At 49.5% G+C, this 23034-nt stretch carries 19 protein-coding genes; 16 read left to right on the top strand and 3 right to left on the bottom strand.

Translation table 11 applies throughout. The features are described from left to right. Positions 1–47: 47 nt before the first annotated feature. The 5 genes from L4174_RS06495 (at position 48) to L4174_RS06515 (ending at position 7244) form a co-directional block, all read left to right on the top strand. Entirely contained in the window at positions 48–1226 is a 1179-nt protein-coding gene (locus tag L4174_RS06495) for a glycosyltransferase family 2 protein (RefSeq protein WP_248139702.1), read from the top strand. A 475-nt stretch (positions 1227–1701) separates the two neighbouring features. Beyond that, positions 1702–2469, top strand: coding sequence for a DUF1266 domain-containing protein (locus L4174_RS06500; protein WP_248139704.1), 768 nt, complete (start codon positions 1702–1704; stop codon positions 2467–2469). 2 nt (positions 2470–2471) lie between these two features. Then, entirely contained in the window at positions 2472–5330 is a 2859-nt protein-coding gene (locus L4174_RS06505) for a J domain-containing protein (RefSeq protein WP_248139705.1), read from the top strand. Positions 5331–5661: 331 nt separating this feature from the next. Then, positions 5662–6360 carry a hypothetical protein gene (locus L4174_RS06510; RefSeq protein WP_248139707.1) on the top strand — a complete coding sequence of 233 codons (699 nt, stop codon included), beginning with the start codon at positions 5662–5664 and terminating at the stop codon, positions 6358–6360. Between the two features lie 17 nt (positions 6361–6377). Beyond that, positions 6378–7244: a hypothetical protein gene (locus L4174_RS06515; protein WP_248139708.1), complete on the top strand. Its 867-nt coding sequence runs from the start codon at positions 6378–6380 to the stop codon at positions 7242–7244. 56 nt (positions 7245–7300) lie between these two features. On the opposite strand, the gene L4174_RS06520 is transcribed toward L4174_RS06515, so the two are convergent. Further along, positions 7301–9004, bottom strand: a complete 1704-nt coding sequence (locus L4174_RS06520) for an Hsp70 family protein (RefSeq protein WP_248139710.1) — start codon at positions 9002–9004, stop codon at positions 7301–7303. Between the two features lie 246 nt (positions 9005–9250). On the opposite strand from L4174_RS06520, the gene L4174_RS06525 reads away from it, so the two are divergent. From L4174_RS06525 to L4174_RS06550, 6 genes are all read left to right on the top strand, one after another. Continuing rightward, a complete protein-coding gene (locus tag L4174_RS06525; RefSeq protein ID WP_248141603.1) occupies positions 9251–9733 on the top strand; it encodes a MarR family transcriptional regulator in 483 nt (160 codons plus the stop codon). Between the two features lie 6 nt (positions 9734–9739). Continuing rightward, positions 9740–10798, top strand: a complete 1059-nt coding sequence (locus L4174_RS06530; RefSeq protein WP_248139711.1) for an HlyD family secretion protein — start codon at positions 9740–9742, stop codon at positions 10796–10798. Between the two features lie 11 nt (positions 10799–10809). Beyond that, entirely contained in the window at positions 10810–11847 is a 1038-nt protein-coding gene (locus L4174_RS06535; protein WP_248139713.1) for a DUF2955 domain-containing protein, read from the top strand. A 142-nt stretch (positions 11848–11989) separates the two neighbouring features. Further along, positions 11990–12685, top strand: coding sequence for a DUF4336 domain-containing protein (locus L4174_RS06540; RefSeq protein WP_248139715.1), 696 nt, complete (start codon positions 11990–11992; stop codon positions 12683–12685). Between the two features lie 25 nt (positions 12686–12710). Then, complete coding sequence (locus L4174_RS06545; RefSeq protein WP_248139717.1) at positions 12711–13280, top strand: pyridoxamine 5'-phosphate oxidase family protein; 570 nt, start codon at positions 12711–12713, stop codon at positions 13278–13280. Positions 13281–13439: 159 nt separating this feature from the next. After that, positions 13440–15056, top strand: coding sequence for a methyl-accepting chemotaxis protein (locus L4174_RS06550; RefSeq protein ID WP_248139719.1), 1617 nt, complete (start codon positions 13440–13442; stop codon positions 15054–15056). 39 nt (positions 15057–15095) lie between these two features. On the opposite strand, the gene L4174_RS06555 is transcribed toward L4174_RS06550, so the two are convergent. Continuing rightward, complete coding sequence (locus tag L4174_RS06555) at positions 15096–16499, bottom strand: EAL domain-containing protein (protein WP_248139721.1); 1404 nt, start codon at positions 16497–16499, stop codon at positions 15096–15098. A 447-nt stretch (positions 16500–16946) separates the two neighbouring features. Between L4174_RS06555 and L4174_RS06560 the strand changes: the two genes are divergently transcribed. The 4 genes from L4174_RS06560 to L4174_RS06575 all read left to right on the top strand — a co-directional run bounded on the left by L4174_RS06560 (position 16947) and on the right by L4174_RS06575 (position 20917). Beyond that, positions 16947–18977, top strand: a complete 2031-nt coding sequence (locus L4174_RS06560; protein WP_371929381.1) for an alpha-amylase family glycosyl hydrolase — start codon at positions 16947–16949, stop codon at positions 18975–18977. Between the two features lie 241 nt (positions 18978–19218). Then, a complete protein-coding gene (locus L4174_RS06565; RefSeq protein WP_248139723.1) occupies positions 19219–19725 on the top strand; it encodes a GNAT family N-acetyltransferase in 507 nt (168 codons plus the stop codon). 55 nt (positions 19726–19780) lie between these two features. Then, positions 19781–20335: a GNAT family N-acetyltransferase gene (locus tag L4174_RS06570; RefSeq protein WP_371929382.1), complete on the top strand. Its 555-nt coding sequence runs from the start codon at positions 19781–19783 to the stop codon at positions 20333–20335. A gap of 99 nt (positions 20336–20434) precedes the next feature. Further along, entirely contained in the window at positions 20435–20917 is a 483-nt protein-coding gene (locus L4174_RS06575) for an SRPBCC family protein (protein ID WP_248139724.1), read from the top strand. A 75-nt stretch (positions 20918–20992) separates the two neighbouring features. Here the strand turns inward: L4174_RS06575 and L4174_RS06580 are convergent, their stop codons facing one another. Further along, the gene (locus L4174_RS06580; protein ID WP_248139726.1) at positions 20993–22009 is read right to left on the bottom strand and encodes an NADH:flavin oxidoreductase; all 1017 of its coding nucleotides are present in this window, start codon (positions 22007–22009) and stop codon (positions 20993–20995) included. 117 nt (positions 22010–22126) lie between these two features. On the opposite strand from L4174_RS06580, the gene L4174_RS06585 reads away from it, so the two are divergent. After that, complete coding sequence (locus tag L4174_RS06585) at positions 22127–23002, top strand: LysR family transcriptional regulator (RefSeq protein WP_248139728.1); 876 nt, start codon at positions 22127–22129, stop codon at positions 23000–23002. The last annotated feature ends 32 nt before the right edge of the window (positions 23003–23034 follow it).

The following is a 23034-nucleotide window of genomic DNA, read 5'->3' on the forward strand; positions in this document are numbered from 1 at the left end:
CCTGATGACAATCAACAATAGATGCTGGCTGGCTTACCGAGTGAAATATGCGCGACTTTATCGAAATTCTTATCATCACCTCATCAGCGATCACCTGCCTGATGGCAATCATCCTGCTGTTAACTTATCTCATCCGGAAACCGGAGGAACTGCCATCTGAATGCTTGCCTGCTGTGACTGTGTTTGTTCCTTTTTTTAATGAGGAGCAGTCTGTGCTGATTAAAACATTAGACAAGCTGGAGCAGCAGGATTACCCGAGTCGCATTCAGGTGTTACTGATTGATGATGGTTCAACGAATGATGCCTCTGCGGCGGTGCTGTCCTGGTTAAAAACAACCCGGAAGCATCGCTACGCGTATTTGCGGCGGGAGAAAAACGGAGGGCGCAAGGGATATGCGCTGGATTATGCCCTTGAATCGGGGTTAGCCGAAGGGGAGATCTATGTGGTGGTCGACAGTGACACTTACATTGAACCTGACGGTATTCTGGAGTTAGCCCGAAAGATCTGGAGTGATGAACGCTATGCTGCTGTTTGCGGCTACATTGCCCCGGAAAATCACCAAAGTTCGCTGCTCGCGAAATTACAGCATTATGAACATATTGGTTATTACGGCGCGATTCGCTGTGCACAGGATAAGCTTGGCATGGTGCCAGTACTGGCGGGAGCCTTTGTCGCGCACCGTGCTGAAGTCGTCAAAAAAATCGGTGGCTGGAGTGAATGGCTTGTTGAAGACATTGCCTGGTGCTGGCGGGCCATCGCACATCAATACCGAACTGGTTATGCGCCACGGGCCGTGGCGAAAACGCAGTGTCCAGTGACGCACTCCGGATTATTTAATCAGCGCAGACGCTGGGCCCGGGGTCGAGTGGAAGCATTTTCAGCAGCCTGGCATGTATCCCCGTGGTCTGGTGTTGCCTCGACCCCCTGGTTTTTAATCACCACACTTCAGTATATTTTTCCGCCGGGTTTACTGTTAATTCCTGTACTGATTTATCTGAATATTCTGTTACCACTGGTCCTGGGCTGCTTTACTTTGCTCATTTATTTGCTGCTTTATCAATGTTATGCACGGCATTACCGAAATCAGGTCACTCAGACCCATCGGGGATTGCTGTCTATCGCTTTTGCAACCATGTTGCTGGAGCTGATTGTGTGGTTTCCCAATGTTCTGGGTTATCTGGATGAACTGATGGGGAAAAAGAAAATGTGGTTAACCCGGTCGTAAACAGAAATTGAATTCACACTGAATGACGGCGTATGTTCTTTGGCGTGAGGTAAAATACTCTGTCATGTTTAATGAACGTATCATTCAGGATTTACGGGTCACAAAGAATGAATTTCAAAATGATTTTTATCAAAGATGAGGATGTCCGTTCCTGAATACGACAAAGATGATTAATTGAAGTATTTTTTGATTTGGCTGCATCGATGATGCGGCCTTTTTTATTTCTGAATCACATGATCTTTCTGGGTAACCGACGTCGCGAATAGCTCGCTGCCTGTCTTTGAGTTCGGAACGACAGATTGGTTTTCGGTTGAGCATGATGAAATTTCAGGGACACGGAGGACAGAACCTTAAACTGAATCCTTCTTTTTCTAACCAGCCTCACTTTAATTAGACCTGACCTGAAACCTTCATTGGCGCTGAATACGAATCAAGCTATTCTACTGTTCTCATTGAATATTGTCAGGGAACGGGAATGCCTTCACCCCAGTATACTTTTGATGCCAATTTGCCACATTGTCAGTGGTGGTTAGCAATTACTTCGCCACAAATCAGTTATAACCGGGAAATGTACGATTACGATATTCCCGGAATGAAGAAGACTCAGGATGGTCTTGAAGAATGGGCTCAAAGTTTTTCGAACTCCTGGAATATTGAAAGTCGTCGCGAATGGCATCAAATGATTCATCAACTGGCCATGGCTGATGTTCATGGCAGTATCTGGAGTCATGAATTCAGCCGACGCGCATGTATGACGAATGCACAATGGCTGCGCCGGATTGACGGGGTGGAGAGCGAGGTTGCGAAGGCAGAAATGCGTTATGTGGATGTTGTCTATCGTCATGTAGGCGAAGCGGGCTTCAGGGCGTGGGATTATTGCCGGGGATCTTTTCTGACCCGGGCCGGTTATGCCGTCGGGCAGGTGACTCAGGAAGAGTTTGCTTTTCTGCTGAATTATTTGTGTCGTCAGATCCAACATCATTTTTCCAGCTGGGAACAGTACCTTCAAAGTTTTATTTTCGGGCGAAATTACTGGGAATATATGAATGATAATGATGATGATCTGGACAATATTCCTTACCTGCTGAATAACGGTTTCAATATTGGGGTCAGTAATTTCTTTGAGACGATTGAATCGGACCCGGATATTCCCATTCCGGCATTAGCATGGCAAACGGCCTTACCAGAAATTCGGGTGCCTGAATCATTGGCGACATTATTGAACGAAGAAAAAGAGGACTGAGCGTGAGTGTGTGGGACATCCTCGAGATAGAAGAAACGAACGATGCGCAGGCAATTAAAAAAGCCTATCGAGTAAAGCTGCGACAGCACCATCCTGAAGATGATCCGGAAGGATTTCAGCGGGTCCGTGAAGCGTATGAGAAAGCGCTGGTGTCTTTAAATCAGGTCAGAGAAAACGTTCAGGAAACGGTCCCGGAGACAGTATTGGAACTGTCGATTGAAGATGCCGCTGACACTCAGGCGGTACAGGAAGTCGGTGTGTCTGAGAGACAACCGGATCCACATCAACCGTTTGAGGAAGCGCTCCACAGACTTCTGTCAGATCCGGAACGTCGTTTTCAGCCTGAACAGTGGCTGAGCTGGATTGAACAGATTCAGATGTTGTCGATTTCTCAGCAACAGCATATCTCAGATGCAGCTGTCGACATTGTTCTGGCAAACCGCTGGTTGCCCGGCGCAGTCATTGAGTGGTTGTGGCAAGGGTTAAGCTGGCAGTTGCTGCTTACCGGCACGCAGCAGCAAAGCGAAGTCGGAGAATTTCTGAACAGCTGGCGAAAACAGGAAATGTCCGTTGACCTGTCACATCTGAGTGTTTTGTCCGGCGCTGAACAGCGTGCAGCGCTGAGTTTTCTGCGTCCTTTCCATATTGCATTGGGGTACGGGGATACGGAAGCTCTGCGGCAAGTGGTGCATCAGCCGATGCCGGCTTTGGTGCTGCCGTCAGTTCAGTATCAGGTCAGTTTACTGCAAGCTTTCCTGGCCACAAATACTTACCCTGAAACAATCACAGGCCAGATGATTGAGCGCTTGATTGCATCACCTGCTGAGAGTCTGGCAATCGAGCAATGGGAAGTCATTGGGGAAATTAGTGTCCGGCTGGGCCATGCAGAAGCAGTTGATCAGGTGACTGACCGCTTACTGACCCTGAATGCCTTTGCAGAAGTGGCAGAAATACAGTATCAGCGCACATTGGGTAATCAGAACATGCTGGCCTTATGTTATGCCTTCCTGCGGCAACAGTGGCAGCCGCTACCGCCGGTTTACTGGCGTGCGGAACGCAGGTTATTTCCTGCGCCTGAGTCAGATGTTGATCGCCGGCTTTTTGACTGGTTGTTTGGGCAACTGACTGAATATGATCATCCGGCGTTTAATCACCGGCTTGATTTTGCCGGGCTGGACGGCTTGCCTGCACTGGTGGTGAAAGTCTTCTGGGCGGGCCGATCAGGTAGTTGGGCCTGGATCGAAAGTCTCAGGAAGCAGCTCTCCACAGCGGAAACTGACGCAGATTCAACGCGGTTGGTAACGCTGACACTGCACTGGATTGAGCAAAAACTGGCCTTGCAAACGGGCTGCCTGTCGCTGCGGCAGAAACTTTCGTCTTACGAAACAGATGCATTCTTTGATGTGGAGCCTCTGACGGGTGATGAAGTCAACTCCCAGACAAAGGCAGAATGGCTGCAATGTGTCATCCGTCATCCTGTTATTCCGGACAGTTGGTTTTACCGGTTAATGGATGAGGAAATTCTGGTCCGGGAAGAGCTCTGGGAAGTGTCGTCTTATCCCATGTATGCGGACTCACTCAGCTTTTTCAGATGTGCAAATCCGGACTTCCGTTTGTCCAGTTGCTGGCAGGATAGACCTTTTGAAGGCATGTTTGACTGGACACTGTTCTGTTTCACACACATGTCACCAGTGGGTCTGGCCAGACAGGCAATTATTGATGCATTACCAGCATTGCCTGAGTCACAACGGGACGGACCCTTTGCCAAATTACTTCCGTTTGCCGCACAACCGCAGACCTATCTGCCTGATGCGCTCCGGGCACTGGATGAACATCCGGAACAGTTTGTGTTCCGCTCCATTGTTGATGCTCAAATCACTTTGCTGACGCGGACCTGTGATCAGCCACAATTAACTGAACTGGCCAAAGCCGGAGAGGTCGCAGCCTGTTGCGCCCTGTCTCGTCTACTGGAGCGTGAGCATTTCGATGAGGCGATTGTTTACTGGAATCTTACCGCTGCGGCGCTGGACCGACACCCGCATTTTGAGGATGTGGTTGCCTGGCAGCAGCAGTCGTTGCTGCGGCTGAGAGCTGAGAAAGGGCTGGAACAAGAAAGCTATCTGGTTACTGAACCAGGCTTTATGCATGCTCTGTTGACGAAAGATAAAGCGTGGTTTATCCCTCCGGCAGAGATGGCGGATTACTCTCCGGTTGATGAGGCAAAGAATTTTCATTATCCGATGTATCATTTGCTGACTCAGCTTCATCTGGGGCTGGGCGAAAAAGGGTACGATCTTTCATCGTTGAAGATGTTCTCGCATCGGCGTGAGTTACAAACGGATCTGCAACGCGAGACTACGGATGTCGCTATTGCGCATTTAGAAGCGATGTATCAGCGTCGGCTTGAACAGGATATTCAGGTGAAAGGTAAAAAAGCTGTGGCATTCAGCAAAATAAACTTGCTGTGTTTGCTGGTCGTCTTTTGTACCGCCTGGCTGTTCTCATTTCCTTCCACATTTGGTGAGCTAGGGAAGCAAGACATTTTTCACCTCAGCCATTCAGGCCGCTCCTTTGCGAAACTCTTTTTTACCCCGCTTTTTGTTTATCTGTTATGGCAGATATCATCTGCAATGATTGAAAAGCGGAATAAATATAAGTTTGTCCTTTATTCCGGGGCCGTGCTGTGGGTTGCTCAGAGCTCTCAATCTTTGTTTTGCGCGATTGTGACGATAGTGACGCTTTTTTCAACCACCTATGGATTAACCGATCTGCTGGCAAATGGGGGGTGGGAAAAAAGAGTTGTGAAATCCCGGATAGTAAACTTACGTAAGGTGCTTGGGTTAAAAGAGAAAAAAAGATAAACCACAGGAAAGAGGCCAAATGGCCTCTTTTTTATTTGGCGGCGGCAAATTGTAAAATAAATGTTGCATAGAACATGCGTTTGAAAAGATTGCATAGATTTTCATCAGAAACTGTCTTGATAAATAATTTCCAGATAATTCAATTGATTAGGCTGAGCTAATCAAGTAAATTCTGTCAGGATTTTGACGGGTGTTTCTAATGTTCCACTGCTGGGTAAGGTGTTTTTTATCAGTGGTGAGTTCAATTTTTCAACCTGACAAATGGTTCATGTGGTGAAGATAAAAGATGTGCATAAGTGATGTACATTATTGATCAAATAGTGGGGAAATAATGAAAACAACAGTGAAATATTTGAAAGGGATTGTCATTTTTTGTTTTGCTCTTTTTCTGTCTGCGTGTGCGGTTACGCCTCAGCCAGCTGTCCAATTGGATAAAAATCTGCTTTCAAAAGATATGAAAATTGGTGTTGTTTATATTCAGCCAGCGGACAAGCCGACAACACATATTTTTGGAGCAAGTTGTTTGCTTTGCTACGGTGTTGCTTCGGCATTAACAAGTGATCTCGATACGCATCTGGAAAGCACATTAACGAATGAAGAACTGGATAAAATCAAAGATCTGGTCCTATCTGAGTATGCATCAAATTCCAATCAGGTAAAACTGGTTGATTTGGGTATGAATATTGAGGATCTGAAAGATTCAGATAAGGGGCTGGGTTATGCACAGAAAGACTTTACGAATCTTAAACAAACGATGAACCTGGATGTACTGGTTGTATTGCAGATTTCTCAGCATGGCGCATATCGTAGCTTTAGCAATTATTTCCCGAATACTGACCCTCAAGGCTATGTACGCGGTTTATTATATGCCGTTGATCTGAACACAAATGCTTATGTTCAGTATTTAGAGATTAATGAAAAAGTACAGCCGAAGGGTAATTGGGATGAACCGATGAGTTTTCCAAGTGTAACAATGTCCTATTATCAGGCTGTTGAAAATGTGAAACATAATATCCAACAAGCGATTTAAGCAAGCAAGGTTAACAAATGAGATTATATCAATTCTTCTTGACGTTAACCGCGGTTTCACTGGTGGGGTGCGGCAGTACCCCTTACCGGGATGACTATGCGAGATATACCAATCAGCTGTCGAATAGCACCATTTCAGAGTCTGAATTTCAGTTCAGTTTTGTGGATGCCACATTCGTTGATATGCGGGGCGTATACCTGCCTGATGATTCAGTGGATTCGACGCCGATGATGTACCAGGGAGGTGCTGGAGTTGTCGGGTTGCTGGCACAAGTCGGTACTCATTCCGCTATCATTCAGTCCCAAAGAACTGAAAAACTGGCTCAGGAACAGGAAAAAGCCAACCAGAAAATCTTACCGCTCATTGATGTAACCAAAGATATTCCTTTAGCAGAACTGGTTGGGGAGTATGGGACGTCTTTATTTCAAGTCGCACCGGAAATGACTCAGACGTTCAGAGTCAAGCCTATATTTTTCAGTAATACTGACATGAATAAGCTGTCTTTGAAGTCGATTGTATGGTTGCCAAATGAAGATAATACTGATGTCACGTACAAGAATCTGATTCAGGTCTATGGACCTCATTTAGATGAATCGCAACGAAATGCTATTTTAAATGGCGATCGTAAACAGTTAGCACAATTATTATCTTCTATGCTAAAGGGGACAATATACATCATTAAAAATGAGCTCAGTGGAAAGTATACTTCAGCGAAATCGAAGCAGCAGACCTTCCTGATAGAAAATGATGCTGGGGTAGAAGCCATTCGGGGTACAGTCATTGAGGAGAAATGCGGATATCAAATCATCAAGGATATTCGCTCGTGGTACATCGCGTATCCTAAGCCAGAAACGACACTTCAAAACTTTACAACGCAATGCTGAAAAAAGGGGGAATATGCCATCATATTCCCCTTTTTTGTTGGCACGTTTTCAGTGTGTTAGTGAAATCCCCACATCTTCAATTGTTGCTCGATGTTTTTTCTCACATCGTTGATGGTTGACTCATGCTGGCTTTCCAGAGCCTGTGTGAAGTGCAGAATAAGCTGTTCGACCATTTGTCTTTCATGGGCCAGTTTTTCTTCATACAGCCTGTTGAGCCTTTCTGTCAGGGCAATATTCGGCAGTTTATCCCGCGGATGTGATTTGAGTTTGGCAAGCCGCTCATGGCTGGCGCGTTTGTCGGCATCGCTCATGCCGACAGGTGTCCGATCAATCACTTTCTGGATCGTGGTGTGGGTAGACAAAATGGTGACGTCGACTTCCAGCAAGCCATTGATGTCGTAACTGAAGCGCACATCAATAGATTCGGCTCCGGCCCGGTTGGCCGGTACTTCAATCTCAAAATCACTGATGAAGATGTTTTCACGCGCCCAGAAACGTTCGCCCTGATACAGGGCAATGCGAACTTTGGTTTGCTGATCGTAGGCTGTACTGAAGCGTTCTACCCGGGATGTCGGGATGACTGTATTCCGTTCAATGATAGGGCTGAACACATCTGTCTGGCCATCCCGGTTGGCAGCAATCCCCAGACTGAAAGGGCAGACATCAGTCAGGACGATTTCTTCAACTGCTGCGTCACGCAAACGACAGGCTGCCTGGGTAGCCGCACCCATGGCGACAACCAGATCGGGATCGAGTGTATTCTGCCCGAAGCGCCCAATCAGGCGTGTCGCCAGTTGTTGCACCTGACGAAGCCGGGTTGCTCCGCCAACGAAAATCAGCTCATCAATGTCTTCTGTACTGATACGGGCATCACTCATTGCGCGACGCAATGGCTGAGATAATCTCAACAGGGTGCTTTTCCAAATCTCTTCCAGCTGAAAGGGAGTGAGGGAAATGTCCCGGTTAAATGGCTCCGCAAGACGAATGATGAAGTCCGGATCGTTTTGCTTTTTCGCTGTTTCACACGCACTGACGATTTTAGCCATGTCGTACAGACTGAGATCGCTCGTGTTTGCTTTCAGCTGATCGATTACATATTCAGCGAGCTGACGGGTAAAATCTTCTCCGCCGAGCTGGTTATCACCAGCGGAGGCACGCACATCGACAAAACCATCCTGATGTTCCACAACCGTCACATCAAAGGTCCCGCCACCAAGATCGAACACCAGAAAACGACGCTCATGGGTTTCGTGCAGGCTGTATGCAAGACAGGCGGCTGTGGGTTCATTGATGAGTCTGACGGCGATCAATCCGGCCAGCTCAGCGGCCTGATGTACCTGCTTCCGTTGCTGGTCACTGAAGTAAGCCGGAACAGAAATCACCACTTCTCTGACACTTTCACCGAGGAAGGTTTCAGCATCATCTTTCAGGGATCGCAGAATTAATGAACACAGTTCAGTCGGAGTGTAACGTGCTTTGCCGAGCTGATAGGTTTTCTCTGTGCCCAGGAAGCGTTTAAAGGCTGAGGCAGTTTCCTGCGGACGTGTGATCAGGCGGGAGCGTGCCGCATCACCAATGAGGACTTGCCCTTTTTCATCAATACTGACTACAGATGGGGTCAGATAACTTCCCAGTGCATTGGGAATGAGCTCAGGCTTTCCGTGACGCCAGACAGCAATGGCACTGTTTGTTGTGCCTAAATCAATGCCGATGGCCAGTTCATTGTTCTTAATCACACTTTCATCCACTGCTTGCCACATGAAACATGCAGAATAGCAAGAGTTCAGTTTATCGCCAATGCATTGATTTCAAAGATGTGATGCTTTGAGAAAACCGGATTTGCTTCTGAATTTCTCATCGCAGCAATGTCCTTTGCGCCACCATGAAGACGGCGGTTGCCTCAGAATGCTTGTACAAGAAATGTGTGATTGAACGCACAAATAATTTACTTAGCCTGCTAACTATATTATATTGCTTAGCATGCTAAGTAATTAAGGCGGTGAATGATGGTTCAGGATGTCAATATTCTTCGGGATTTGCCCGTGGCAGAGCAGTTAGGCCGGGTATCCCGGTTATGGAAAACAGTGGCGGATCGTGAGCTGGCCCCTCTGGGACTGACGTATCCTCGCTGGACAGCTTTATGGAAGCTGCAGCGGCTCGGAGACAATGTGAGCCAGAAGACGCTGGCAGAGGCACTGGAAATTGAGCTGGCTTCACTGATGCGCACCCTGAAACATCTTGAAGATCAATCACTGGTGACCCGCCGTTGCTGCGAGACGGATAAACGGGCCCGCATTGTCAGTCTGACCGATGAAGGGCGTCTTTTGATCAGTCAGATGGAAACCCGGATTCTTCAGGTTCGGAGCAGGTTGCTCAACCATATCAATGATCAGGAGTCTCAGATGCTGAGCTTGATTCTGGAGCAGATTGCCCATAACGCGCTCGATTTTCTTAGTCAGGATACTGACCAATCATCACCGGAGAAGTAAAAGCCTATGACCCCTGATCAGAAATTTGCGCGCTGGATAAAATATGCCTGCTTTGCGTTTGTATTTGTCTTCGGCTATTTCCTGATGGCCGATCTGGCCATGCCGCTGACCCCTCAGGCGATGGCAACACGTGTTGTCACGAAAGTTGCTCCGCGTGTCAGCGGTCAGATTACCGATATTTACGTCACCAATAATCAGGCTGTACACAAAGGGGACATCCTCTTTGATATTGATCCGGCCCCATACAAACTGGCTGTTGAGCAGGCACGGCTGAAACTGGAGAAGGTAACTCAGAATAATGCTCAGCTGGATGCCTCGATTCAGGCTGCCCAGGCGAATGTGAAAGCCAACGAAGCTGTGCTGCAGCAGAAAGAGCGCGAAGCAAACCGCCTCAATACCCTTTTTCTCCGCAACGGTACGTCACGTCAGTTACGCGATGATGCGCAAAGTGCATCGTTAGCAGCAAAAGCGAATTTGGTTGCATCCGAAGCGCGTTTGCAAGAGCTGAAAGTCAGCCGTGGCGATACGGGGGCAGGTAACCTGAACATACGCGTCGCGAAGAACCAGCTTGAACAGGCTGAACTGAACTTGTCTTACACCCGGGTTGTGGCGAGACACGATGGTGTGATCACCAACCTGCAACTGGAAAAAGGTGCTTATGCGGTATCCGGAAATCCGCTGGTCGCGCTGGTTTCTGATGACGTGGATATCATCGCGGATTTCCGTGAGAAAAGTCTCCGCCATTTCTCGCACAACAGTCAGGCATTGATTGCGTTTGACAGCCAGCCCGGCCAGGTTTTTGATGCCCGTATCAGCAGCCTGGATGCAGGGGTCAGTTCGGGGCAGTTTGATGCCAATGGCCGTCTTGCCGCGCCAACACAGTCCAACCGGTGGGTACGGGATGCACAACGCATGCGCCTTCACCTCAGTGTAGACGGTGATTTCCCGGCGCAATTACCTGCAGGTGCAAGAGCGACAGTCCAGCTGGTGCCTGAAAACGGCATATTTGCCTGGTTTGCCCGGGCGCAGATTAAGTTTCTGAGTACGCTGCATTACATTTACTAACCGGAGGCGCCATGAAGTTATGGGATCACCCCATGTCGGAAAATGATTTCCGGCAATGTCTGAGAATCGCAACTGGCGCCACGGTTGGCTTCACCATCAGTAAGTTATTTGGCTGGAATTACGGCGTGTTTTTTACCGTCGTACCCATGCTGCTTCTGGGGATGGTGCCGGTGATGAGTGCGCATGCTGCCCGTCAGTTGTTCGCAGCAGCAATCGTCTGCGGGCTGGAAGTGGGTATTCTGGGCGGCCTTTTCGGCGGCCATCCCGGCATGATGACCCTGATCGCCTTTGTGCTTTTTCTTTATAAATTTGCGTGTATGTCGAAAGGTCCGCTGTTTCTTTTCGGAGCAAACAGTGTTCTGAGCCTCAGTATCATGCTGCATTTCGCCAGTTATCCGGGCGTAGATTTGAATGAACTGATCTTCGGCAACCTGCTGGCCAGCGTCCTGTCGGTCATTATTGCTTATCTGGTGACCTTTCTGATTCCGGATGCTGAACCTCGTCAGCCGCCGCCACGTCCGTCAGAACCCAAAGGGTCTCACCGGATGCGGCATGAAGCCCTGATGGGGGCCAGTATCGCAACATTATCGTTTCTGGTGTTTCAGGTTTTCGATCTCAATGATTCCATGTCTGCCCAGGCAACGACTTTGTTATTACTTTTTCCGATGCACTGGAACGGGGCTCTGGGGTATGCAAGAAAGCGGGCGATGGGCACCTTGCTCGGGGTCAGCTTTGGGGTCGCCGGTCAGCTGTTTCTTTATGACTGGGCAGATATGCTGGTGCTGATTATTCCGCTGCTATGGATTGGGGCGATGATTTTCAGCTATATGCACGTCAAAGAGTCCAGCGGCTCAGGTGCAGGCTTCGGCGGACTGACAACACTGGGTATTTTGTTTGGTCAGTATCTGACGCCCGGGAATGATTTAATATTCAGCGCCCTTTATCGTGTCAGCAGTATCTTTTTCGCGATCATCGCAACCTTACTGGTGACCTATCTGGTCCACCGCATCCTGAACAGTTTTGAAGCCACGCGATTCGAACCGGTTTAATTATTGCTCCCCATGGAGGCGATGAGTCAGTCGCCTCCAGGCTAACTATCTGTTTTTATAATCTCTTTTCAGATTTTCTGGCGATATTTATCCTGATAGTGCTATGATTCTGGGTTCATATAAATGTCGCTCAGGTGAAACCATGTACGCGCTCAACGAGTCAGTCTGGATTGCTGATGGTAAGGCTGTTCCTTTTTTCACGTTGCCTTATACGACACGAATGACTGTGGTTGTGCTGCCGGACGGTAAGCTCTGGATACACAGTCCGATTGAGCTGACGCCACAATTGATTCAGCGAGTCAGTGAATTGGGTGAGGTGGCATATCTGATTGCCCCGAATCACCTGCATCACTTGTTCATTGAACAATGGCAGCAGGCTTTTCCCGGTGCACTGACTTACGGCACTGATGAGGTGATAAAGAAACGTCAGGATCTGGTGTTTCATGCTTCGCTGAAAACAGAGCAGATGTATCCCTGGCAGCCTGAGATTCAGCACTTGTTGTTTACCGGTTCGAAAGCGATGCAGGAATGTGTGTTTTTTCACCAGGCCAGCCGCACCTTGATTCTGACGGACTTGATCGAAAACTTCCCCTCAGATGCATTCAAGCCCTGGCAACGACTGATTGCAAAAGGAGCCGGTGTGATGGCACCTCATGGCAAAACACCCCTGGATTGGCGTTTGAGTTTCGCGTTCAGTAAAGCTGAAGCCAGGCAACATCTTGAGCAGATGCTGCGTTGGGAACCTGAAGTGATTGTGTTGTCACATGGTGAAATGATTACCAGTGAAGCGACTGATTTTTTACGGCGCTCTTTTTCATGGCTGAAGCCTGTGCAGTAGTGATTGAAAACAAAAGGAAAATGGAATGGGTAAATTTTTTGAAGCGCTGACTGATAAGCACATCGATTTTATTGAGCAGCAGAAGATTTACTTTGTTGGCACGGCGGCTGAGACCGGGAGTGTTAATATTTCACCGAAGGGGTGTGACAGCCTTCGTGTGCTTGGCCCCAATCAAATTGCCTGGTTGAATTTAACCGGGAGCGGAAATGAATCTGCGGCGCATATCTTAAAGATCAGACGAATGACGATTATGTTTTGTGCCTTCGAAGGTGCGCCGCTGATTTTGCGGACCTATGGTGAGGCCAGAATGTTGCACCCGGGAGACGCAGAGTGGCCGGAATATATTGCTCTGTTTCCGGAGTATGTTGGTGCCCGGCAGATCTTTATTCAGGATATTGAGCGTGTCCAGACATCGTGTGGCATGTCTGTCCCTTATTATGATTTTGTCAGTGATCGCCACCAGCTTGACGATTGGGCTGATAAGCATGGTCCGGATGGTATCAAAAGGTACTGGCGTAAAAAAAACCAGTCGAGCATTGATGGTTTCCCCACTGAGATTGTGCAGCGGGCAGCACTCGTTGAGGATGAAGATTAGTTACATAGTTACAACATTGTATGACCGTATTCGCATATACTTATTTTGCGAGATTGCTTAAGGGTATGCTTTTCTTTTTTCTTTGATTTCAGATAACAAATCTGGCGATTTTCTGAGTCACAATAGTCACTTTGTTGCTTATTACGGCAAGGTGACAGCGTGAAATTAGGGAACATCTCAATAAAAATAAAGCTACAGCTGCTTGTGGCGATTGCAGCAGGCATTATCGTCTCTGTCTGTATCTACAATCTGACATTACAACGCTCAGCGTCGTTTCAGGAGCGGCAGGATAAATTGCGGGCTCAGGTCGAAACGGCGCAGAGTATTGTTCAGTATTTTGCGGGACAAGAGAGTGTGCTGGGGAAAGAACAGGCACAGACGATGGCGAAGCAAGCCATTGAGCAGCTGCGTTATGATGGTGACAACTACTTCTGGATCACCAATCCTCGTCAGAGAGTGATCCTGCATCCTTTGAAACCTGAGCTGAACGGCGCTGATGCGTCGACCATTCGTGACGGTTCAGGAAAATTCCACTGGCAGGAAATGGCTCAGATTGCGGCCTCGGACGGACAGGGCTTCCTGGATTATACCTGGCGGTCTCCGGACGGTCGCCTGCACGATAAAATCTCTTATGTCATGTATTTCTCTGAGTGGGAGTGGATTCTGGGCTCCGGAATTCTGGTTTCAGATATTCAGGATGCGTTCTATCTCAGTCTGGCGAAAGAGGCTGGTTTTGCTGTCATTGCGATTCTCATGCTGGGTTTAGTGGGATATGTGCTGGCTCGTGATATTGTGGCCCCGCTGAATGCGCTGGTGGAGAAAGTGCACGATATTGCGGATGGCAATCTGAAAGTCAGGCTCAGGAAAAACCGTAAAGATGAGCTGGGTGTGATGGGCAATGAAGTCGACCGCATGCTGGATAAATTGCAGTCGGCGATCAAAGTGGCCAGTGAATCGGCGGCCCATTCCCGTGATATGGCCAGCCGGATTGCCGGGGCCAGCGAGGAAACGGCATCCAGTGTTGAATCCCAGCATCTTCAGCTGGAGCAGTTGTCTGCGGCAATGAATGAAATGTCTGCGACAATCAATGATGTCGCACAAAACGCAGAAAGTACTTCGGAAGCGACAAAAGGCGTGTCGTCGCAGGCACATGACAGCAGCATTCAGATGAAAGCGACCAGTGACAACATTCAGTCGGTGGCTGAAAACATTACGGAAGCGGACAGCCTGGTGAATCAATTGCTGAATGGCGTGAAAGAAATTCATGCGGTTGTGAACGTGATTCAGGACGTGTCTGAACAGACCAATCTGCTCGCACTGAACGCGGCCATTGAAGCGGCAAGAGCGGGTGAAATGGGTCGAGGCTTTGCGGTGGTAGCAGATGAAGTCCGAAATCTTGCCAGCCGTACCCAGCAGTCTACCTCAGAAGTGAAAGCCAGTATTGACCGCCTGACGCAGATTGCTGAGCAGTCCAGCCAGACCATGCAGTCCAGTCATCATCAGGCGGCTTCCTGTGTGGATGTTGCGCTGGAAACCCGGGCGACTTTTGACACCATGGTTGCCGATCTGAACGAAACGACAGACCGGGTTGTATTGATTGCGGCGGCAGCAGAACAGCAGGGCATTGTCGCAAATGAGATGAATGAAAACGTCAGCAGTATTCATCTGTCTGCCAATGCCATGAAAGAAGCGTCTATGAATCTGGCGCAAGAAAGTCAGGCCATGGCAGAAGCCTCAGAAGTTCTGAACCAGCATCTGGCTTACTTTAAAGTTTGATGTGACTCTCCGGCAGACAGGGGATTTTCCCCTGTCTGTTTATTCTTCAGCCAGGCAGTGCTGCTGCTTGGACTGTCGCTGTAATCTCTCGATGAAAATTTCCGGTGCCAGGGGTTTGTCGTACAGATATCCCTGAAAATACTGAATGTGACGTTTTTTCAGATACGTTTCCTGAATCCGGTTTTCAACGCCTTCGGCCACAACTTCAATGTTCAGCCGTTCTGCCAGATCAAGCACGTTGTCCACGATATGGCTTGGCACGTCGACCGAGCCAATCTGGCGTATAAAGCTTTTATCAATCTTGATGATATCGATATCGAACTGATTGATATAGCTGAGTGAAGAGTGGCCGGTACCAAAGTCATCCAGCGCTATTTGTGCGCCCAGTGCATGCAATTTTTCGAACAGCAGGGCGGCCTGCTGGATGTCCTGAACCCATTGGCGCTCGGTCAGTTCGATAATGAGTCTGACTTTGCCATTCGGGAAAGCGGATAGAAAGTGCCGGCAGTCCTCATAAAACGCCAGGCCTTTGCATTGTCCCGGGCTGATATTAATGGCCAGATGAAACCCGTCCGGCAGAAGCTGTTGATTCTGAGCAAGGTGATTCTGGATTTTGCTGAGTGCCTGTGACGTCATTTCATGAATCAACCCGGTCGTTTCAGCCAGCGGAATAAACTGGTCTGGCATGATGAAACCCTGATTCGGGTGATACCAGCGCAGCAGGACTTCCGCACCACAGATTTCGCCCTGCGGGTTAACAATCGGTTGCAGCAGTGGCTTGAAATCATCACTGGAGACCGCCCGATGTAATTCTTCCCGAAGAGAAAGTGGGCGGTTCAGGTGCTGATAAAAGAAGCTTCCGGCGGAGGCTGCGACAATCAGACTGAGTATTAACGGCAGCGAAAATGTATCTGCCAAATGGCTCAGATACATGTTTTCAGTGAGGACGGAACTAATACTGAGTCGCCCGTTGTCGGAGTTCAGCGTTATCTGTGTGCCGCTGGTCTCAGGGGAAAAAACGGTGCTGTAGGTGACGTTCTGATGATTATTCAGCGTGATCGTCAGAGGAATATGGTTGCCGATGGTGTTGAGCAGCTTTTTAATATTTTGAATATCAATACTGGCTATCGCAAAACGTTCGTCTTGCTGATGGCTGATGAAGAGAATTTTTTCATTGGGACTGAAATAATTGTGTGTTTTGAGGAATACTCTGTCTTCAACTTGAAAATAAGTTTTTTCGCTTTTTTGCAATTCCCGGTCGAACAGAGATGAACAGTAAATGTAATTATCCCGGATCAGATTCACTGAGCGAATGTTCGGTGCGAGCGTGGCTATGCGTTTTAACTGATCTGTTGTCTGGCTGTTGCAAGGTGCTTTGAGTAAAAGCGAAGCCTGATAGGTTGTGTTCACGGCTTCATCAATGATGTTCTGAAGCAGAGACATGATAATGGCTTCTTTTTCCGCAACGATGCTTTGCAGACTGTTTCTTGCATGCAAATAAATGCCGCTAAAACTGACAGCCAAAATGAAGCATGCGAGCAATGAAGCGATCAGCGAGTACTTTACAGATGTTTTCGGCGGACTTTCATCATTTTCTTTACATGTTGTGTTCATAGGATTCAGACAAATAGAGGCTGTTGTTTTGATTTATTTTATTATTGATTGTTATCTTTATAATTCTTGATGTAAATGTTTTGCCAAGTTAAATTTAGGTAAAAATATTCTCATTGATATTCCGGTAATTAATTGATCTCTGTCAACATCCGGTGTGCTCTATTTTTTCTCCATCCCCCCGTCTACGCCGTTGAAAAATCATTCAGGGCTGATTTATTCCGCATCCGTTTTCTCAATAATGACGTTGAATAAGAGTCACCTCACAGGGAGAGAAAAGTGAAAAGCAGAAATTTAATTCTGGGTGCACTGGCAGTGGCGTTACCCGGATTGCTGCTCGGTTGTGGCGGTTCCGGACCGGTTGATGGGGCGGGCGCTTTGCCGGGCATTCCTTATGCCTGTCAATCCGGGACGGCATCAGAAGCCAGTCAATTGCGGATTTATCAGGTTATGGTCGAGAGTTTTGTCGATGGTGACAGTGCAGTTGGTCACGGGACAGGGTACGGTACCAGTCATCATCAGGGGGATCTGAAAGGTATTCTTGATTCTCTGGATTATATTCAGTCGCTGGGCATGAACGCCATTTGGCTGACGCCTGTGTTTGATTCCAAGCCACTCGAAGGACAGGACCATTGGGCCGACCGGCTGGATGCAACTGGCTATTATGCGACAGATTACTTCGCCATTGATCCGCGTTTTGGTTCGATGGCTCAGGCAAAGGAACTGGTCGATCAGGCGCATGCCCGGGGAATGTATGTGTTCTTTGACGGTGTTTTTGGTCATCACAAAGACAATGTCATGCCTTCTCCGACAGGAAAGAAACCTGTGGGCGGCAGTAACCCGGTGCGTTATCCGGAAAGTCTGCCGTTTTATCAGGAGGTGGCTGAGTACTGGATCAAAACCTTGAAAATTGACGGCTGGCGATTGGATCAGGCTTATCAGGTCCCGCCTGAAGCCTGGCAGCAAATCAGACAAACCGTTGATGAGACTTCGCGGTCGGTGACTTATCGCAATGCGGAAGGAGAAGCCGTCCATCCGCTGGGCTATCTTGTCGCGGAAATCTGGAATAACGAGAACTACATCAATCAGACCGGTTATGGCCCTGAAGGCATGCCTGCGTTGTGTTCTGCATTCGATTTTCCGGTGCGATACCGGCTGGTGGAAACCTTTGCTGTGAATGAAAACAGTCAGGGTGGCAAAGGGGGCAACTGGCTGGCGCAGGGCATGGCATTGCACAGTCTGTATCCCAGCCATGCACAACCAAATCTGATGCTTGGCAATCACGATCTGGTACGGTTTGGTGATTTGTTACAGCGCGGCAAAATTGCAGAGCCGGAAGATGAGGCCTACTGGCAGCGTCATAAAGCCGTGATGTCTTTCCTTGCTGCGTACAGCGGCCCGATCATGCTGTATTACGGGGATGAAATCGGAGATGAAGTGCCGGATTTCGCCGACAAAGCACCGGACAGTACCTGTGCGGTGATGGGTTTGTGTGATGACCATGTTGCCCGCTCCAGCGCGAAAATAGAGGGAGTGACGGCTGTCCTGAATGCCAGACAATCTGACCTGAAAGCTTATGTGACCCGCCTGATGGCACTCCGGGCATCACATCCGGCGCTGTATGAAGGTGACAGGATCAGTGTGCTGGCGAATGAGCAGGTCTATGTTGACCGGAAAGAAAAGGGAACCGATACCCTGATTTATATGGTCAGCACGACCGAAGAGACAGCGCACTGGCCACTGACAACGGGTGAACTGGGGTCGGCAGGCGAATTAACGGATCTGATGACGGGCGAGCGTTTTACACCGTCAGCGGGAAAATATGAGATCCCGCTGAACGGTTTTGAGGCACGTTTCCTGGCCTTAGAATTACCGGTTTCTCCTGTTCTGGCAAAAGCGGAAGCAGGAACAGCGCTGAAAGGAAGCGGCCGCATGGCCCGGTGTGATCTGCCGGATGCAGCCGAAACCGGGCCGGTGAATGAAACGTTGTTCGTTGTCGGGGATTTCACGGATTCGGGCTGGAAACATGTGGCCCGGCGTCAGCTGAGCTACAAAGGGCTGAATCTGTATCAGGTGATCACCAGCGAACAGGCGGGCAGTTTCCGGATGCAGTACGCCAGCAAAGACTGGTCGCCGCAATATACCGCAGAGGGACTGGAACTGACGCCGGGGCAGGCAGCAGTCCTGACAACAGGCAGTTACGGGAAAGATACCTCTGCGCTGTTGCCTGCAGCCGGCCGGTATGTCTGGAGCCTTCAGTTTGATGCTCAGGGCCAGCCCGAGCAAGTCATGGTCTCTCAGTGTGACTGATTCAAAGTGACTAACTTAAAGTGACTAGTCCTGCAGCCCTGCAGTGAGTGCTGCGGGGCTGATTCCTATTTTTTCTGGCTTATCTTTCAGCCACAAATGATACACGCCGACTTCCACACCATTACCTGCGCTGAAGCAATTTCATCCCGAGTGACTGATTTTACACTTGTTTTTATGCCTTCTGTTTAATATTGTGGCCGTTTGGTTCCGAAAATGAAAATTATCAGCAGTCAGGGAAAGTATGAATATCAGACCGGTTTCCACGTCAGATGCCGAGGCATTGGTTGCGCTGTTTTATACACTGGATGAAGAAACAGCCTTTATGTTATTCGAGCCGGGTGAGCGTCAGCTGACTGTCGCGCAGCAGTCGGATCACATCAAGGCGTTTACCGGAAGCCGCCAGCAGGTGATGTTTGTGGCAGAAGCTGAGGACAATCAGATAGCTGGGTTTGTGGTGGGGATTGGTGGTCATGCAAACCGGAACCGGCATGCGATGTACTGTGTGATTGGTGTGCGTCAGACATACCAAGGGAAGGGGCTCGGGCGAAAATTACTCTGTGCACTGGAAACCTGGGCTGAAAGCCATGCATTTCATCGTCTCGAACTGACGGTGATGGCACATAACACAGTGGCACGGCAACTGTATGTGTCAGCAGGGTTTCAGGAAGAAGGCGTGAAGCGGGATTCGATGCGGGTAGATGGTGCGTTATTCGATGAAATCTATATGGCCAAACTCCTGAAAGCGTAATGGTAATTTTGTCAGGACGAAACAATAACAATCAGGGAATTCAATGGAGTCAACAATGATTGAGTTACAAACCCCCCGGCTGATTATCCGGCCATGGAAAGATGAAGATCTGGTTCCTTTTGCTGCAATGTCGGCAGATCCGGCTGTGATGCGTTATTTCCCGTCGACTTTGTCGGAGGAAGAAAGTCAGCAGGCCGCCCATCGTGCGCGAGCACTGATTGAAGAAAAAGGCTGGGGGTTCTGGGCTGTCGAGCTGAAAGAAACCGGGACCTTTATTGGGTTTGTCGGACTGCATTATCAGGACTCGGAGATTCCCAATGCGCCTTTTGTTGAGATTGGCTGGCGGCTTGCGTCTGAATACTGGGGCCAGGGCCTGGCTCCTGAAGCGGCGGAACGGGCTCTGCAGTTTGCCTTTGATGATTTAAATGCCCCGGATGTCTATGCGTTTACGGCGCTTTCGAATCTGCCTTCTCAGCGTGTTATGAAAAAACTGGGGATGACGGATTGCCTGCAGAACTTTCTGCACCCGAAGTTGCCTGCTGATCATCAATTGGCGGAGCATTGTCTTTACCGGATTTCGCGCTCTGAATGGCTGGTCAGAAGCCAGTAAGCCCAGTCATGAAGTCAGGCGTGTCTGAAATATCTGTGGCACTGGTCATCGAAAATTGGACTATGGTTCATCAGCTGAATCAATCAAAAGGATATTGCCATGACGCTCGATGATATTTCGACCACTAGTACAGCAAAGGAACTTGGACTGAGTTGTGTGATTCCGGCCACACCGGAGAAAGTGTTCCGGGCCTGGACAGATCCGGAACTGGTGAAAGTCTGGTACGTCCCGGCGCCTTGGTCGGTGGCATCTGCAACGCTGGATGTCAGGCCCGGAGGACGCAGCTTGATTGTCATGCGCAGTCCGGACGGGCAGGAATTTCCGGCACAAGGCGTTTATCTGGAGGTGGTGCCGGGGAAACGTTTAGTCTTTACCGATGCCTTTGTGTCAGGTTGGGAAGTTTCTGAAAAGCCTTTTATGACGGTAACGCTGACCTTTGAACCCTGTGAGGGCGGAACCCGTTATACCGCGAGGGTTCAGCACTGGAGTGAACAAAGCCGGGCAGAACACGAAGAAATGGGGTTCCATGAAGGCTGGTCGCAATGTGCGCTGCAACTGGCTGAGCTGGTCAAAACCCTGTAAGGCCAGTCATCAGGAAGCAATCAACCGGATGCCATCTCTCTCACCGAAGAAAGCCCTCCGAGGAGGGCTTTTCGTTTAGGCGGTCTGAACTGTTGGTTCGCTCAGCAGCGTGGTCCGGAAATGATCCGGATCAGCCAGAAGAAAGCGTCCGACGGCTGCCAGATCGAGCCACTGGTTTGCCAGTGCTTGTTCAATATACTCCGGCGTTTCGATGCCGCCGACACCAATCACAGGGACGGTTAACTGCTGTTTCAGGTACGCGGCGTCATCAACGAGATACCCTTCGCCCCTTTTGTCTTTCGGGCGTTTCCAGCCTCCGATGCCTGAAGAAACATTGATCAAGGCGACACCGGCTTCAACCAGCCATTCGCACACCTGAGCCATATCCTCCCGGGACAGACCATCCGGGTAGCCGTCCTGTCCCGGGACGCGGACCATTAAGGTCAGATCCGGGCTGAACAGCCGGATACTGGCAACGATCTCGAGCAGCATCCGGGCACGGTTACGCAGTGAGCCGCCATATTCATCATGCCGCTGGTTCGTCAGCGGTGATAACCATTGATTCAGACCATAACCATGGGCGCAGTGCAGCTCGACCAGATCAAAACCGGCGGTTTCTGCGCGTATGGCTGCTTCAATGAATGCGCGCTGCCAGTGGTCAATGTCTGCTTTCTCCATGGCGCGCGGTGCCGTGAGCTCTCTGTCGTAAGCCGGAACGGTGATGCTGGAAGGACCCATCATATCCAGGGTGACGTCCGGTGTGGTTTTACCGCCGCAATGTGTGAGTTGTAAACCGGCGACAGCACCGGTTTCTTTCAGCAGGGAAGCGAGCTGTGTTAGGCCATGAAGACAATTGTCATCGTGCGCACCCAACTGATGCGGTTCACTTCGGCCATCTTCAGTAACAAAGCTGTATTCGACCATCAGCAGTCCGGCGCCAGAGCGGGACAAACGTGCATAGTGGGCCAGCGTCTGTTCGGTGACTTTGCCATCCGTATTCGCTGTCTGGGAAGCCATCGGCGGTAAAACCAGTCTGTTTTTGAGGGTCAGGTTCCGGGAAACGGATAACGGCTGAAAACGTTTGAATGCCATGGCAACTCCTGTCGCGGCCAAAGTGTTGAAGAAACAGCGTCCAGTGTATGGAATGCTCATGTAGAATAAAGAAACATGATTTCAACAAGTGTTTCCGTCTGGGAAACGGTAGCAAGCATGAAAATCGACGATCTGAAAATATTTGTGGCGGTCGCCAGCCAGACCAGCCTTCGGGAAGCGGCGCATGTCCTGTCGATGCAGCCGGGCACAGTGTCTAAAGTCATCCGGCGGATTGAAGGCTATTACAAACAGGAGCTGTTCCACCGGACAGGCAGCCAGTGGGGGTTAACGTCGGCAGGCAGACAGCTCCACCAGCGTGCGGTGGAACTGCTGGCTGTCAACGACACCATAGAAACCGAAATGGGACAACCTCAGCGGCTGCACCTGAGGTGCAGTGGCTCAGAAGTGTTGCAATCCCGCTTTCTGGGCATGATCACGCAGCCTTTGCTCTCCCGGTTTGGAGACGTGACGGTCGAAGCGTTCATGGATGAAGGTTGTGAGCGTTTACGCCGTCATCAGGTGGATGTGGCGCTGGTGAGTACCTCGGATGAACAGCCGATGGTGGCGGGGATCCAGGCGATTCATCTGGCTGACAGTCAGTTTGTGATTGCTGCGGGAACAGCACATCCGCTGGCCGAAAAAGCAGGTCAGGCAATCCCTATCACTGAAGTGATTGCGTATCCCTTTGTGATTCCGACGCGCAAAATTTATGGGGAAACCGGCAGTCAGCTGAGTACGGATGGCTGGCACGAAGAAGCCTTTGCCCGGCGGACCGGCGCCAGAGTGGATTCCGTTTCGGCCTTGCTGGCATTAATGAAGACTCAGGCATTTCTGGCTTACATGCCAGATTACGTTGCCGAGCAGAACGGGTTTCAGACGATCAGGACGACAGGATGTCCGTATCAGTGTCTTCAGCGGATCTGGCTCTGTTTTCATGAGCCGGTCAGGGCGGGCTGGATTAATACGCTGGCAGGCACCTTGTCACAGCCGTAAGACGATGTATCGTTCTGTCGTCACATCTGGTT

The organism is Photobacterium sp. CCB-ST2H9 (assembly GCF_023151555.2).
Classification (GTDB): Bacteria; Pseudomonadota; Gammaproteobacteria; order Enterobacterales; family Vibrionaceae; genus Photobacterium.